Genomic DNA, 14,866 nt, shown 5'->3' on the forward strand with positions numbered 1-14,866 from the left:
CGGTCCCGCACGGCCGGTCACGCGGGGACGCCCGCGCCCGCCAGGTTCTCGATCGTCCGGTGGGAGCTGGGCCCGACCAGCGCCGCCCAGTCCCCCGGCGCCTCGGTCAGCCAGGCGGCGGCGCGGGCGGCGAAGCCGGGCACGTGCCGGCCCAGGTCGACCAGGGCGCGGTCGAAGCGGGTGGCGCCCTGGGGGGTGCGCACGAGGAGCAGTCCGATCCGGTGGACGAGGTCGCGCAGGTCGTCGCCGCCGTTGCGGGCGGCGGCGTGCAGCAGCGCGTCCAGGACGTCGATGTCGTGCTCGCGGGCCAGGAGGGCGTCGCGCAGTTCGCGGCGGAGCGGACGCGATGCGGGGATGCCGGGCGGGGTGAGGGCCGCGGCGAGGGCGCAGCGCAGCCGCACGTCACCGTCCTCCAGGAGGACGGTGACCAGCGGCAGGAGCACGGGCCGGGCGGCGGGCCCCCGGTCGAGCCGCTGGTCCGCGTACGCCGCAACCTGCCCCGCGAGTTCCGGCCGCCCGCGTGCCGCCCGGCACAGCAGCGCGGCGATCCGCCGGGCCAGACCCGGCGGGGTCGCGTCGGCGAGGGCCCGCAGCGCCTCCTCCGCGCCCGGTCGCTCCAGCCGGGCCGCGAAGGCCCCGAGGACCGGCTCGGGATCGCTCAGCAGCGCTCCGGCCAGGGCTTCGGGCGAGAACCGGGGGTCGCCCGCCGCGAAGTGCTCCAGCGCACGTGCGAGGTAGCGGGCCCGGGTGTGGGGATCCTGGACGAGGAGGGCTAGTGCGCCGCCGTGCAGGGCGCGGTCGGCGGGACGGGCGAGCAGGGTGAGGGCCGCGTAGCGCAGCAGGGCGCGGTCGCCTGCCGTGCCGGCGTGCGGCGCGACGCGCAGTGCGTGGGCCGCCGCTGCGCTCCGCCGTGCGGGGCGCTCGTCGCGCGCCCACCGGTCGACGGCCCGGCACATCGCCGACGGCTCCTCCTCGGCGAGCACCGCGAGCAGTTCGTCGGCCCGCGGGTGCGCGCGGTCCACCAGCACGTCCGTCAGCTCGTCCAGAGCACGGTGGCGGTGGGTGTGCAGCAGGACTTGCGCGGCCGTGGCCACGGTGGCGTCCGGGGTGGCGGGCAGCGGCTCCTCGTCGTCGAACCAGCGGACGAGCTGTGGTTGTACGGCGGTGGGGTCGGCGGCGAGGAGTTCGGCGACGGCGTCCAGGAATCTGGGACCGGCCGCGCACGGCGGCCCGTCGGCGTGGACGAGCCGCCGCAGCAGCGCGCAGCGCGTGTCCGGCAGGAGCCGTAGGCCGGTCCAGAAGGGGGGCCCGATCTCCTCCGGCAGGGGCCGCTCCTGCCGCCGCCAGGCCACGATCCGGTCGGCGAGCAGCCGCAGCACCTCTGTGTACGGCGCCGCGTCGGGCAGGGCCGACAGCGTCCCGGCGAGCAGCCGGGCGGCCCACCAGGACCGTGGGTCGGCGTCCAGGGCGTGCACCAGGTCGGCCAGGCGGGAGGCCAGGGGGCCGGTGCCGTGCCGGCGGCCGAGGTACAGCAGGGCCTGGACGACCGGCCCGATGCGGTGGTGCGGCACGGGGTCGGAGTGGGTGTCGGTGCCGCGGTGAACGAGGGCGTGCAGGGCTTCGTCGAGGTCGAGGTGCATGCCCTGGAGCCAGTCGGCGAGCCCTTCGTGCGCGAAGCGGTAGCCGGGTCCGGCGGGCACGAGCAGGCCTTCGGCGAGCACGGCCGACGCCCAGCCCGTGCAGCCGCCGAGCCGCTCCGGGGCGGTCCCCCAGGGGAACACCGCCGCGAACGCCTCCCGGTCCAGGTCTCCCGGCCCGGGGCCGAGGCCCCGGCGGGCCGCCTCGTGCACCTGCCCCGCGGCCTTGGCCGCCAGCCGGCGTACGGCCGTGCCGCGCAGACCGCTGCCGGCGGCCAGCCGGGTGGCGACGCGCAGCGCCATCAGGTCCAGGTAGGCGGAGAAGACCTCGTCCCGGTCGACGGGGCCGGTCGCCGGGACGGGTGTTTCGGTGGCGTCAGTGAGCCCGTCCCGGATCTCGCCGAGGAGGCGCAGGGTGAGAGGGTGCCGGGCGTCGGCATCGCCGAGGGCACCCTCGGCGATGCCGTACCGCAGCCGGGCCTCCCGGGCCTCGTCCTCGGCGAGGTCGCCGAGGACTACGCATCCGGGACGGTGCAGCGGGCCCGACACCTCCTCCCAGTACTCCGGCCGGCAGGCCACCACCAGCCGCGCTCCCGTCTCGCCGAGCCACCGCACGGTTGCGTCCGCCCAGTCGGACAGGCGGCGGGCCACCGCGGGCGGCATCTCCTCGGGGCCGTCCAGCAGGAGCAGCAGGGGCCGGCCGAGGGAACCGGCGAGGCGGGCGAGGCGCCCGGGGGTCATGTCCCCCAGGTCGGCCATGGAGGACGGGGAGGACGGGGAGAGCGGGGACGGGGCCCGCGTGGCGGCCACGACGGGGGCGGCCCGAGTGAGTGCCCTGCGGACCGCGTCCGCCACCGACTTGTCGTCGTCGCGCAGATCGCAGCCGCGCAGCCAGAGTGTGGGATGCCCTCTGCGGCCGCGGCGCTCGGCGAGCGCGGCGAGTTCCGTCGTACGTCCGCTGCCGGGCGCCCCGACGAGGCCGAGGACGGCTGCCCCGCCTGCCGCGAAGGCGTCGAACTCGGCCGCCACACCGGCTCGTTCGACCGGTTCCGGGACGCCGGTCCCGCCGGGCGGGCCCTCCAGGCCCCGGGATGTGCCGGTCAGTTCCAGCACTCCGGCGAGGTTCAGATCGGCGCCGTAGGCGGGGATCGTCGCGGCGTTCTCGGCGAGCAGCCCGGCGAGGGGGCCTGCCGCCCCGGCGGCCCGCGCCCGCAGCGGCACGGCGAACCCGACGTCGCGGTGTTCGGAGCTGAGCGCGGTGCCGAGGACTCCGACGACGGCGCCGGTCCCGGCGTCGAGCACGGGGCCCCCGGCCGCTCCTCCGCCCAGCCGCAGCGCGTCCCGCCCTGCCGTGCCGACCGCGAGCTCCAGCGCGTCGTCGAGACGGTGGAAACGGTCCGTGGCCGCGTACGTGACGGAGGCCGGGCCCAGCACCCGCGCCTCGCGCCAGCCACCGGCGGCGATCCGCACATACGTGCCGGTCCCGGCCCCGTCGCGCACGGTGACGGGCAGCGGCGGCACGCCGAGCCCCTCGGTCCGTACGAGGGCCAGATCCAGCGCGGGCAGCGGGGTGACCGCGTCGGCGGCCACGACCAGGCGGCGGTCACCGGCCCCGTGCAGCACGAGCCGGGACAGGCCGTCGACGGCCTCGTGGCTGGTGATCAGTGTGCCGTGGTGGTCGGCCAGGAAGCCGGTGCCGCGGGGGCGGCCGGCCAGATCGTGGATCCGGACGAGACCGTCGCCGGGGACCGCCCCTGCCTCGTGCCCGGCCGTCCCGGGGCCGGGGAGCGCCCGGCCCTCCTGCCCGGCCGTGCCGAGGTCGGAGACCGCCCTGCCCTGCTGCCCCGCTGTTCCGGGGCGGTCCGGGGAGTCCGGTGCGTTGCCGCCCGTCTCCCGGGACCGGTTCCGCGACGCCATCGTCGAGCCTCCCCGCCGTACACCCGTGCCCTTGTGTTCGACGGTAGGGGCGAGATGATCAGCGGGACAGATCCCTTCCCGAAAGCGCCCCCTTCCGCTCCCCCGGTTCACTCCGAGCGCCCGCACGGACGGGTGAAGAAGCTGGGGTGGCTGGATACACCCTAGGGGTGGGGGAACCGAGGGGGGACCGTGGAGCGGCGGAAGTGGAGGTACCCCGTGGCCGCCGCTCCACGGGCGGACTCCCGCGCCCGGGATGTCAGGCGAAGACGGCGAGGCTCCTGGCCTTGCCGCGCTGCTCCTCGACGAGCGCGAGCAAGCGGCCCTCGGAGTCGAAGACGGCGACGGGGCCCGTGCCGGCGTACGTCTCGGGCATCTCCAGCCGGACGCCGTTGGTGAGCAGCTTGGCCCGCCGGGCGTCGACGTCCCACCGGGGGAACGCGGCCGCGGCGGCCTCGGCCATCGGCATCACCGTGAGCTCCTGCTGGAGCTGGTCCAGCGTGCGGGCCGTGTCCAGCTTGTAGGGGCCGACGCGGGTGCGGCGCAGCGCGGTGAGGTGCCCGCCCACACCGAGGCCGGCGCCGAGGTCGCGGGCCAGGGCCCGGATGTAGGTGCCGGAGGAGCAGACGACTGAGACGACCAGGTCGAGCACGGCCGTGCCGTCGTCGGCGACGGCGTCCCGGACGTCGTACACACTGAAGGAGGAGACCGTGACGGGCCGGGCCGGGATCTCGAACTCCTCGCCCTCGCGTGCCCGCTTGTAGGACCGCACGCCATTGATCTTGATGGCGCTGACCTTGGACGGCACCTGCATGATGTCGCCGGTCAGCTCGGCGATGCCGGCGTCGATCGCGTCGCGGGTGACCTTGGAGGCGTCCGTGGAGGAGGTGGTCTCCCCCTCGGCGTCGTCCGTGAGGGTGTTCTGCCCGAGCCGGATGGTGCCCAGGTACTCCTTCTCGGTCAGCGCGAGGTGGCCGAGGAGCTTGGTGGCCTTCTCGACGCCGAGGACGAGGACGCCCGTCGCCATGGGGTCGAGGGTTCCGGCGTGCCCGACGCGTCGCGTTCTGGCGATGCCGCGCATCTTGGCGACCACGTCGTGCGAAGTGAAGCCCGACGGCTTGTCGACGATGACAAGGCCGTCGGGCGTGGTGTGCTTCTGGGTCATTCGGCGCCGTCGTCCGTCTCGTCGTCCTCGTCGGGCTTGCGGTACGGGTCGGCCCCGCCGGCGTACTTGGCGCCCGCGGACGCCTCGCGCACCTTCTCGTCGGACTGGCGCGCCTTGTCGAGGAGGTCCTCGATGGTGCGGGCGTTGTCCGGGAGGGCGTCCATGACGAAGGTCAGGGTCGGCGTGAACTTCACACCGGCCGCGCGGCCCACCTCGGACCGCAGGACGCCCTTGGCGCTCTCCAGGCCGGCGGCGGCCGCCGAGCGCTCCTCGTCGTCCCCGTAGACCGTGTAGAAGACGGTCGCCTCCCTGAGGTCACCCGTGACCCGGGTGTCCGTGATGGTGACGTGGGAGCCGAGCCGCGGGTCCTTGATCCCCCGCTGCAGCTTCTGGGCCACCACCTCTCGGATGAGGTCCGCCAGCCTCTTAGCCCGCGCGTTGTCGGCCACTGGTCCGTCTCCTTAAGTGCTTACTTGTTGCTTCAGTCTTCGTCGCTGTGGAGCCGGCGTCGAACCGAGAGCAGTTCGACCTCGGGCCGGCCGGCGACGAGCCGCTCACAGCGGTCCAGGACGTCGGTGAGGTGTCCGGTCTCCCCCGAGACCACCGCGAGCCCGATCTCGGCTCTGCGGTGGAGGTCCTGGTTACCCGTCTCGGCCGCGCTCACCCCGTACTTGCGCTGGAGTTCGGCCACGATCGGGCGGACGAGAGAGCGTTTCTCCTTGAGCGAGTGGACATCGCCGAGGAGCAGATCGAAGGACAGAGTCCCCACATACATGTGTGTATCCGGATGTCCCGCCGGTTCGGGGTACGGGCGCCACGCTTCGACGCCGATACGGGAACCGTACACGCAACGGCCGGGGCCGATCGACGGAATATGTCCCGCCGACCGGCCCCGATCGTGACTCAGGTCAGACGCGCGGCTTCTCGCGCATCTCGTACGTCGCGATGACGTCGTCGACCTTGATGTCGTTGAAGTTGCCGAGGTTGATACCGCCCTCGAACCCTTCGCGGATCTCGGTGACGTCGTCCTTGAAGCGACGCAGCCCCTCGATGTTGAGGTTCTCCGCGACCACCTTGCCGTCGCGGATGAGGCGCGCCTTGGTGTTGCGCTTGACCTCGCCGGAGCGGATGAGAACACCCGCGATGTTGCCCAGCTTGGACGACTTGAAGACCTCGCGGATCTCCGCCGTACCGAGCTCGACCTCTTCGTACTCCGGCTTGAGCATGCCCTTGAGGGCCGCCTCGATCTCCTCGATCGCCTGGTAGATGACCGAGTAGTACCGGACGTCGACACCCTCGCGCTCGGCCATCTGCTGCGCACGCCCGGCGGCGCGCACGTTGAAGCCGATGACGATGGCGTCGGAGCCCATGGCCAGGTCGATGTCGGACTCCGTGACCGCACCGACACCGCGGTGCAGGACGCGGATGTCGACCTCTTCGCCGACGTCCAGCTGGAGCAGCGAGGACTCGAGCGCCTCGACGGATCCAGAAGCGTCACCCTTGATGATCAGGTTCAGCTGCTGGACCTCGCCGGCCTTCAGCACCTTGTCCAGGTCCTCCAGCGACACGCGGCGCGTGCGCTTGGCGAACGCGGCGTTGCGCTCACGGGCGGCGCGCTTCTCGGCGATCTGACGGGCCGTACGGTCCTCGTCGACCACCAGGAAGTTGTCGCCCGCACCCGGGACGTTGGTCAGGCCGAGGACCTGGACCGGCGTCGAGGGACCGGCCTCGGCGACGCTGTTGCCGTTGTCGTCGTGCATCGCCCGGACACGGCCGTACGCGTCGCCGACCACCATGGTGTCGCCGACCCGCAGCGTGCCTCGCTGGACGAGGACCGTCGACACGGCACCGCGGCCGCGGTCGAGGCGGGACTCGATCGAGATGCCCTGCGCGTCCTGGTTCGGGTTGGCCCGCAGGTCGAGCGAGGCGTCGGCGGTGAGGATCACGGCCTCCAGCAGGGAGTCGATGTGCAGACCCTGCTTGGCGGAGATGTCGACGAACATCGTGTCGCCGCCGTACTCCTCGGCCACCAGGCCGTATTCGGTCAGCTGGCCGCGCACCTTGGTCGGGTCCGCGCCCTCGACGTCGATCTTGTTGACCGCGACGACGATCGGGACCTCGGCCGCCTTGGCGTGGTTGAGCGCCTCGACCGTCTGCGGCATGACGCCGTCGTTGGCCGCGACGACCAGGATCGCGATGTCGGTCGACCTCGCACCACGGGCACGCATGGCGGTGAACGCCTCGTGACCCGGGGTGTCGATGAAGGTGATCTTGCGCTCTTCGTCGTTGACTTCGGTCGCGACCTGGTAGGCACCGATGTGCTGGGTGATGCCGCCGGCCTCGCCCGCGATGACGTTCGTCTTGCGGATGGCGTCGAGGAGCCGGGTCTTACCGTGGTCGACGTGACCCATGACGGTGACGACCGGCGGGCGGACCATCAGGTCCTCCTCGTCGCCCTCGTCCTCGCCGAACTCGATGTCGAAGGACTCGAGGAGCTCGCGGTCCTCCTCCTCCGGGCTGACGATCTGAACCGTGTAGTTCATCTCGTCGGCGAGGAGCTGCAGCGTCTCGTCGGAGACGGACTGCGTGGCCGTGACCATCTCGCCGAGGTTCATCATGACCGCGACGAGCGACGCCGGGTTGGCGTTGATCTTCTCCGCGAAGTCGGTGAGCGAGGCACCGCGCGACAGGCGAACGGTCTCGCCGTTGCCGCGAGGCAGCATCACACCGCCGACCGACGGGGCCTGCATGGCCTCGTACTCCTGGCGCCTCTGCCGCTTCGACTTGCGGCCACGACGCGCGGGACCGCCGGGACGGCCGAAGGCACCCTGCGTGCCACCACGGCCACCGGGACCGCCGGGACGGCCACCGAAGCCGGGACGGCCACCGCCGCCGGGACCACCGGGACGACCGGCGAAACCGCCGCCACCGCCACCGGGACCACCGGGACGACCGGCGAAACCGCCGCCACCGCCACCGGGACGACCGGCGAAACCGCCGCCCGGACGACCGCCACCGCCACCGGGGCGACCGCCGCCGCCGGGACCGCGGCCGCCGGGGCCACCGCCACCGGGACGCGGGCCGGCAGCCGGACGCTGCGGCATCATGCCGGGGTTCGGACGGGGACCGCCGCCGGGACGGGGACCGCCGCCCTGCGGACGGGGCATGCCGCCCGGGGTCGGACGCGCGCCGCCCGGAGCCTGCGGACGAGGACCGCCGCCTGCGCCCTGCGGACGGGGACCGCCCTGGCCGCCCTGGCCCTGCGGACGCGGAGCACCACCGGGAGCGCCGGGGCCACCCGGACGCGGGGCACCGCCCGGACGGGGCGCCTGCGGGCGCGCCATGCCGGTGGAGCCACCGGAGGTGAAGGGGTTGTTGCCCGGACGGGGACCCGCCGGACGGGCACCGGGACGCGGGGCGCCGCCACCCGGACGCGGGGCGCCGGGACGGTCGCCGCGGTCACCACGGCCCTGGCCGCCCTGGCCGGCGCCACCCTGGCGCGGGGCACCCGGACGCGGGGCCTGGCCGGCCGGACGCGGGGCGCCCGGACGCGGGCCGGAGCCCTGGCCCTGGCCCTGAGAGGCGGCCGGTGCGGCGGGAGCCGACGGGGGCGCCGTGAACTCGGGCGTCGTCGGAGCCGGGGACGCCGGGGCGGGCCGCGGCGCGGGCTTCGGGCCCGGGGTGGGACGGGGGCCGGGAGTGGCCGGCGCGGCGGGGGCCGCGGGCTTCTCGGCAGCCGGCTTGGGGGCCGGCGGGCGCGGGGCGGCCGGACGGGCGGCCTGCGCGGGAGAGGGGGCACCCGGCTTCGCCGGGGCAGCCTTGCGGGCGGGGGCGGGCTTGCCGCCACCGCTGCCCTGCTGGAGGGCGTCCGTCAGCTTGCGTACAACGGGCGCTTCGATCGTCGAAGACGCCGAACGGACGAATTCACCGAGTTCCTGGAGCTTGGCCATGACGACCTTGCTCTCGACGCCGAACTCCTTGGCGAGTTCGTAGACCCGGACCTTAGCCACTTCGCTCCTTTGAGGTCCGGGTTGCGTCCGGACCGTCGCTAGTTCATGGGCGTACTCATCGCGTACTCATCGAGTGCTCATCGCAATCTCGACCTGCTTTCGACTCGCGAGGTACCTAGCCGCACGGGGTTCCGTACGGCACGTCTTACCGTGTTGCCTGCTCGGCAACTGTCGTCTGCTCGACGTAACGGCGCAACGCCTTTGTGTCGAGCGGTCCCGGGACGCGCAGTGCCCTCGGGAACGCCCGGCGGCGTACCGCCTGGTCGAGACAGACCAGTGCGGGGTGCACGTAAGCACCCCGGCCGGGCAGCGTACCGCGTGGATCAGGGACGCACGCGTCCTCGATCGCTACGATCCGCAGCAGTTCGGCCTTGGCCGCTCGCTCCCGACACCCCACACAGGTGCGTTCAGGGCATGCGCGGGCGCGCGTCCGGCCAGACACCGTTAAGTCTACCTCCCCGAAGGCGCCTCACCCCTTTGGGGCAGGATTCGAACAGTTGCCGCGCACGAACCTGTCGTGATCTGAACGGCGCGCGGCTTGGATCTATTCCCCTGAGCCGTTGCCGGCCGGTTCCGTGTCCGGGCGGATGTCGATCCGCCAGCCGGTCAGCCGGGCCGCGAGGCGGGCGTTCTGCCCCTCCTTGCCGATGGCCAGGGACAGCTGGTAGTCGGGCACGGTCACCCGGGCCGACCGGGTCGCCAGGTCCACGATCTCCACCTTGGAGACCCGGGCCGGGGACAGCGCGTTCGCCACCATGTCGGCCGGGTCGTCCGACCAGTCCACGATGTCGATCTTCTCACCGTTCAGCTCAGCCATGACGTTGCGCACCCGGCCGCCCATGGGGCCGATGCAGGCGCCCTTGGCGTTCAGGCCGGAGCGGGTGGACCGTACGGCGATCTTCGTGCGGTGACCGGCCTCACGGGCGATCGCGGAGATCTCCACCGAGCCGTCGGCGATCTCCGGCACCTCCAGGGCGAAGAGCTTCTTCACCAGGTTGGGATGCGTGCGCGAGAGGGTGACGGAGGGCCCTCGGACGCCCTTGGCCACGCGGACGACGTAGGAGCGCAGGCGCATGCCGTGCGGGTAGGTCTCCCCCGGCACCTGCTCCTGCACGGGCAGGATCGCCTCGAGCTTGCCGATGTCGACGAGCACGTTCTTCGGGTCGCGGCCCTGCTGGACCACGCCGGTGACGATGTCGCCCTCACGGCCGGCGTACTCGCCGAGCGTCGCGTCGTCCTCGGCGTCGCGCAGGCGCTGCAGGATGACCTGCTTGGCCGTGGTGGCGGCGATACGGCCGAAACCGGACGGGGTGTCGTCGAACTCGCGGGCCTCCTGGCCCTCCTCGAGGTCGTCGGGGTCCTCCTTCGCCCACACGGTCACATGGCCGGTCTCCCGGTTGAGCTCCACGCGCGCGTGGCGGCGGCTTCCCTCGGTGCGGTGGTAGGCGATGAGGAGGGCCGACTCGATCGCCTCGACCAGCAGGTCGAAGGAGATCTCCTTCTCCCGAACCAAGCCCCGCAGGGCGCTCATGTCGATGTCCACGGCTACGCCTCCTCTTCCTTCTTGTCCTTGCGGCTGAATTCGACCTGGACACGCGCCCGGACGATGTCGTCGAAGGCGATTCTCCGTGCGGTGGCCTTGCGGCCCTTCACGCCGGGCACCTCGGTGTCCACACCCTCGTCGTCGACCTTCAGGATCCTGGCGACCAGCTCACCGCCCTCGGCCAGCTGGAACTTCACCAGCCGGTCCGTGGCGCGGACGTAGTGCCGGTGTTCCGTGAGGGGGCGCTCCGCGCCAGGGGTGCCGACCTCGAGGGTGTACTCGCCCTCGCCCATCGCGTCCGTCTCGTCGAGCTTCGCCGAGAGCGCGCGGCTCACATCGGCGATCTGGTCCAGGTCGGCGCCCGTGTCCGAGTCGACGACGACGCGCAGCACACGCTTGCGTCCGACGGAGTCCACCTCGATCTCCTCGAGATCCAGGCCCTGGGAGCTGACGAGCGGTTCCAGTAGCTCTCGCAGCCTCTCGCTCTGGGTGGTGCTCATCCGGGTGACTCCTCGGCCGCGTGTGCTGTTGTGGGATGGGTCGCGTGTCTGGTCAAAGGGTATCCGGTCGCGGGGAGTGTTGCCGTCCACCCGGTCACGAACGGTGCCGCTGAGTGATGCCGGGCGAGGGCCCGGGTACCGTGATCACACGCGTGCGGCCCTTGCAGTGCCGTTTTCTCGAAACACCCCTCGCACGCCTCTCGCCCACCGTTCGTACACCTCCCCATCATTCGAGTCGTTCGCGAATGTTTCCCGCACGAGCCCCGAGGACGTCTGACGTGCCGTTCCCGCCATCGCCGCGTGCCCGCTCGGGGCCGCGCAGAAGGAGTCTGTTCGCCGTCGCCCCGGCGGCCCTCGCCCTGACGGGCTGCACCGGCGGGGACTCCGGCGGCCCGGCCGGGGACGGCCCGTCGGCCGCCGACCGGGTACGCGCGCGTGCGGCCCGGGACAGCGAGGGGCTGGTGGAGCGCTACGACGCGGTGATCGCCGCCCGGCCGGGGCTCGCGGGCCGGCTGCGGCCGCTGCGCGAGGAGGTCGTGCGGCACGCGCAGGCGTTCGGCGGTGGCCGGAAAGCATCGCCTTCGGCGTCCGTCCCGGCCTCGCCGTCCGCGTCCGCCTCGGTCTCGGGGTCCGCGCCGGTCTCGCCGTCGCCGGCCGCGACGGTGCCGGGGAACGACAAGGACGCCCTCGCCGGGCTCGCCGCGGCGGAGCGGGAGCTCGCCGACCGGCGGGTCAAGGCGCTGGGCGGGGTTCCGGGTGAGCTGGCGCGGTTGCTGGCGTCGGTTGCGGCGGCCGGGGCCGCGCACGTGTATCTGCTGACGGAGGGTGCCGCGTGAGCGAGGAGAAGGACCGGGAGCTGCGGGCCCTGCAGGCGGCGCTGGCGGCCGAGCACGCGGCGGTCTACGGGTACGGCGTCGTCGGCGGGAAGATCGGCGACGGCAAGCGCGCGGAGGCGGTCACGGCGTACGACGCGCACCGGGCGCGCAGGGACGCGCTGGTGCGTGAGGTGAAGGACCTGGGGGGCCGGCCGGTGGCCGCGTCCGCCGGTTACGCCCTGCCCTTCCGGGTGCCGGACTCCGCGGCGGCCGTGCGGCTCGCCGCCGAGCTCGAGGACCGGGTGGCCGGGGTGTACGCCGATCTGGTGCGCGCTGCGGGCGGCGGCCGCCGGGCCCTGGCCGTCGAGGCGCTGCGGGAGGCGGCGGTGCGGGCGGTGCGCTGGCGCGGCGAGAGCGTAGCCTTCCCTGGGCTCGCCGAGCGGGCCGGCACGGCCCCGCCCTCGGCGGCGCCGACGGCGTGACCCGCGCAGGGCACGCACCGCGGACAGCATGAAGGGAACGACTCGCGCATGGTTTTCGAACCGCCGAAGCGTCTGGTCAGGGCGCTCGGTGAGACGGCGCCGGACGGTGACGACTGGCTGGAGAAGCTGCCCGAGGCGGCGCAGCGGGCCGTCGAGCTACGCGAGTTGACCGTGGAGCGGGTGCAGGTGCCCGGCGGGCGCAGCAGCCTGGTGCTGTTGGTGCGGGCGGCCGACGGGACACCCGCCGTGCTCAAGCTGGCGCCGGGCCGGGCCCGCCCGGAGGCGGAGCGGGCCGCACTCGCGCACTGGGCCGGGCGGGGTGCCGTGCAGCTGCTCGAGTCCTCGTCGACCGAGGGCGTGCTGCTGCTGGAGCGGCTTCACCCGGATGTGTCGGTGCGGTCGCTGCCGGAGGCGAAGGCGTTGCTGGAGGCGGCGGGGACGCTGCGGCGGCTGTGGGTGGAGCCGCCCGCCGGGTTCCCCTTCGAGACCGTGGCGGAGCGGACCGGGCGGCAGGCCGAGGCGATGCGCGCCCGGGCCAGGACCGAGCCCGAGGTGGCCCCGCTGGTCGACCTGGCGCTCGCGGCGCGTGAGGAGCTGCTGGCGGCGCCGCCGGAGCACCGGCTGCTGCACGGCACGTTCCGGCAGAGCAAGGTGCTCGGCGGGGAGCGGATGCCGTGGCTGGCCGTGGGGCCCGACCCGGTGGTCGGCGAGTGCGCCTTCGATCTGGCCCGGCTGGTCCGGGACCGGGTGGAGGACCTGATCGCCCAGCCGTCCGGCGCGGCCACGACCCGGCGCCGGGTGAAGCGGCTCGCCGAGTCCCTGGACGTGGACCAGGAGCGGCTGCGGGGCTGGACGCTGTTCCGGGCCGTGGAGTCGGGCGTGCGGGCGGGACGGGTCGGACGGCCGCGCGACGCGGAGCTGTTGCTGGAGTTCGCGGCCTGGCTGTGAGTGCTCCGCCTGCGGAGCACTCACAGCGGCGTCGATGCGGGCCGCGAGCCGTTGCCGCAGGGCAACGGCCCTCTCCCTGCTACGCCGTGAGGCGGGCGACGGCCTCCTCGACCGTCAGTTCCTCGCGCTCGCCGCTGCGGCGGTCCTTCAGCTCCACCACGCCGTCAGCCGCGCGCCGGCCCGCCACCAGGATCTGCGGTACGCCGATCAGCTCGGAGTCGGTGAACTTGACGCCCGGGGAGACGCCGGGGCGGTCGTCGACCAGGACGCGGACACCGGCGGCGGCCAGCTTCTGGGAGATGTCCAAGGCCAGTTCGGTCTGGAGGGCCTTGCCGGCGGCGACCACGTGGACGTCGGCCGGGGCGACCTCGGCGGGCCAGCACAGGCCCTTGTCGTCGGCGCTCTGCTCGGCGAGGGCGGCCACCGCGCGGGAGACGCCGATGCCGTAGGAGCCCATGGTGACGCGGACCGGCTTGCCGTTCTGGCCGAGGACGTCGAGCTTGAGGGCGTCGGCGTACTTGCGGCCCAGCTGGAAGATGTGGCCGATCTCGATGGCCCGGTCGAGGACGAGGCCGGTGCCGCACTTGGGGCAGGGGTCGCCCTCCTGGACGACCACGACGTCGACGTACTGGTCGACCTCGAAGTCACGGCCCGCGACGACGTTCTTCGTGTGCGTGCCGGCCTTGTTGGCGCCGGTGATCCAGGCCGTGCCCGGGGCGACGCGCGGGTCGGCGAGGTATGTGACCTTGTCCAGGCCCTGCGGTCCCACGTAGCCGCGGACCAGGTCGGGGCGGGCGGCGAAGTCGGTCTCGGTGACCAGCTCGACGGCGGCCGGGGCGAAGTGCGCCTCGACCTTGTCCATGTCGACCTCGCGGTCCCCGGGGACGCCGACGGCGACGATCTCGCCGTCGACCTTCACGAGGAGGTTCTTCAGCGTGGCCGAGGCCGGGACGCCGAGGTGGGCGGCGAGGGTCTCGATGGTCGGGGTGTCGGGGGTGGGGATGTCCTCGGCGGCGGGCACGTCCGAGCTGTCGACGGGCTTCAGCTCGTACGTGATCGCCTCGGTGTTGGCGGCGAAGTCACAGTTCGGGCAGTCGGCGAAGGTGTCCTCGCCGGCCTCGGCCGGGGCGAGGAACTCCTCGGACTTGGACCCGCCCATCGCGCCGGCCGTGGCGGCGCAGATGCGGTAGTCGAGGCCGAGGCGCGCGAAGATCTTCTGGTAGGCCTCGCGGTGCAGGGCGTAGGACTGGGCGAGGCCCTCGTCCTCGGTGTCGAAGGAGTAGGAGTCCTTCATCAGGAACTCGCGGCCGCGCAGGATGCCGGCGCGGGGGCGGGCCTCGTCGCGGTACTTGTTCTGGATCTGGTAGAGGATGACCGGCAGGTCCTTGTAGGAGGACGCCTGGTCCTTCACCAGGAGGGTGAAGATCTCCTCGTGGGTGGGGCCGAGGAGGTAGTCGCCGCCCTTGCGGTCCTGGAGGCGGAACAGCTCGGGGCCGTACTCCTCCCAGCGGCCGGTGGCCTCGTAGGGCTCACGCGGGAGGATGGCGGGGAGCAGGACCTCCTGGGCGCCGACGGCGTCCATCTCCTCACGGACGATCCGCTCGACGTTGGCGAGCACCTTCTTGCCGAGGGGCAGCCAGCTCCAGATGCCGGCGGCCGTGCGGCGCACGTAGCCGGCGCGGACGAGGAGCTTGTGGCTGAGGACCTCGGCGTCCGCCGGGTCGTCGCGCAACGTCTTCGCCAACAACTGGGACATGCGCTGGACCGGTGCGTTTGCCATGGTTCCTCTGCTCCTGCTGCTGGGTGTCCCCCCGCTCGAGCGGAGCCGAGAGCGGGGGAGGGTGATGGCAGG

Annotated in this window: 12 protein-coding genes; 3 read left to right on the forward strand and 9 right to left on the reverse strand. The window is 73.5% G+C overall.

The genetic code is table 11. From position 1 onward, the window contains the following. Positions 1 to 17 precede the first annotated feature (17 nt). From AB0937_RS11495 to rimP, 8 genes are all read right to left on the reverse strand, one after another. Complete coding sequence (locus AB0937_RS11495) at positions 18 to 3,554, reverse strand: trypsin-like peptidase domain-containing protein (protein ID WP_366711131.1); 3,537 nt, start codon at positions 3,552 to 3,554, stop codon at positions 18 to 20. A 256-nt stretch (positions 3,555 to 3,810) separates the two neighbouring features. Next, a complete protein-coding gene (truB, locus tag AB0937_RS11500; protein WP_366711132.1) occupies positions 3,811 to 4,716 on the reverse strand; it encodes a tRNA pseudouridine(55) synthase TruB in 906 nt (301 codons plus the stop codon). Beyond that, positions 4,713 to 5,165 carry a 30S ribosome-binding factor RbfA gene (gene rbfA, locus AB0937_RS11505; RefSeq protein ID WP_366711133.1) on the reverse strand — a complete coding sequence of 151 codons (453 nt, stop codon included), beginning with the start codon at positions 5,163 to 5,165 and terminating at the stop codon, positions 4,713 to 4,715. Before rbfA ends, truB begins: the two co-directional genes overlap by 4 nt. A 32-nt stretch (positions 5,166 to 5,197) precedes the next feature. Then, positions 5,198 to 5,491, reverse strand: coding sequence for a DUF503 domain-containing protein (locus tag AB0937_RS11510; protein WP_030853207.1), 294 nt, complete (start codon positions 5,489 to 5,491; stop codon positions 5,198 to 5,200). Between the two features lie 133 nt (positions 5,492 to 5,624). Beyond that, positions 5,625 to 8,726: a translation initiation factor IF-2 gene (gene infB, locus AB0937_RS11515; RefSeq protein ID WP_366711134.1), complete on the reverse strand. Its 3,102-nt coding sequence runs from the start codon at positions 8,724 to 8,726 to the stop codon at positions 5,625 to 5,627. Between the two features lie 145 nt (positions 8,727 to 8,871). Then, complete coding sequence (locus tag AB0937_RS11520) at positions 8,872 to 9,168, reverse strand: YlxR family protein (RefSeq protein ID WP_366711136.1); 297 nt, start codon at positions 9,166 to 9,168, stop codon at positions 8,872 to 8,874. A 102-nt stretch (positions 9,169 to 9,270) separates the two neighbouring features. Continuing rightward, positions 9,271 to 10,269, reverse strand: coding sequence for a transcription termination factor NusA (gene nusA / locus AB0937_RS11525; RefSeq protein ID WP_366711137.1), 999 nt, complete (start codon positions 10,267 to 10,269; stop codon positions 9,271 to 9,273). Positions 10,270 to 10,271: 2 nt separating this feature from the next. Further along, positions 10,272 to 10,769 (reverse strand): ribosome maturation factor RimP, encoded by a 498-nt coding sequence (gene rimP, locus AB0937_RS11530; protein ID WP_366711138.1) that lies wholly within the window; start codon positions 10,767 to 10,769, stop codon positions 10,272 to 10,274. A 278-nt stretch (positions 10,770 to 11,047) separates the two neighbouring features. On the opposite strand from rimP, the gene AB0937_RS11535 reads away from it, so the two are divergent. From AB0937_RS11535 to AB0937_RS11545, 3 genes are read left to right on the forward strand one after another with little or no spacing between them, the layout of a single operon-like run. Beyond that, a complete protein-coding gene (locus tag AB0937_RS11535) occupies positions 11,048 to 11,605 on the forward strand; it encodes a hypothetical protein (protein WP_366711139.1) in 558 nt (185 codons plus the stop codon). Then, positions 11,602 to 12,066: a ferritin-like domain-containing protein gene (locus AB0937_RS11540; protein WP_366711140.1), complete on the forward strand. Its 465-nt coding sequence runs from the start codon at positions 11,602 to 11,604 to the stop codon at positions 12,064 to 12,066. Before AB0937_RS11535 ends, AB0937_RS11540 begins: the two co-directional genes overlap by 4 nt. A 48-nt stretch (positions 12,067 to 12,114) precedes the next feature. Continuing rightward, complete coding sequence (locus AB0937_RS11545; protein ID WP_366711142.1) at positions 12,115 to 13,014, forward strand: aminoglycoside phosphotransferase family protein; 900 nt, start codon at positions 12,115 to 12,117, stop codon at positions 13,012 to 13,014. A gap of 79 nt (positions 13,015 to 13,093) precedes the next feature. Here AB0937_RS11545 and AB0937_RS11550 read toward each other — a convergent pair whose 3' ends face one another. Beyond that, the gene (locus AB0937_RS11550) at positions 13,094 to 14,794 is read right to left on the reverse strand and encodes a proline--tRNA ligase (RefSeq protein ID WP_366711144.1); all 1,701 of its coding nucleotides are present in this window, start codon (positions 14,792 to 14,794) and stop codon (positions 13,094 to 13,096) included. Between the last annotated feature and the right edge of the window lie 72 nt (positions 14,795 to 14,866).

This window comes from Streptomyces sp. NPDC047880, from assembly GCF_040706515.1.
GTDB lineage: Bacteria > Actinomycetota > Actinomycetes > Streptomycetales > Streptomycetaceae > Streptomyces.

Coding starts and splice junctions, on each gene's coding strand:
- AB0937_RS11495 (WP_366711131.1), bottom strand. CDS start 3,554: ATGGCGTCGCGGAACCGGTCCCGGGAGACGGGCGGCAACGCACCGGAC.
- truB (WP_366711132.1), bottom strand. CDS start 4,716: ATGACCCAGAAGCACACCACGCCCGACGGCCTTGTCATCGTCGACAAG.
- AB0937_RS11510 (WP_030853207.1), bottom strand. CDS start 5,491: ATGTATGTGGGGACTCTGTCCTTCGATCTGCTCCTCGGCGATGTCCAC.
- rimP (WP_366711138.1), bottom strand. CDS start 10,769: ATGAGCACCACCCAGAGCGAGAGGCTGCGAGAGCTACTGGAACCGCTC.
- AB0937_RS11545 (WP_366711142.1), top strand. CDS start 12,115: ATGGTTTTCGAACCGCCGAAGCGTCTGGTCAGGGCGCTCGGTGAGACG.
- AB0937_RS11550 (WP_366711144.1), bottom strand. CDS start 14,794: ATGGCAAACGCACCGGTCCAGCGCATGTCCCAGTTGTTGGCGAAGACG.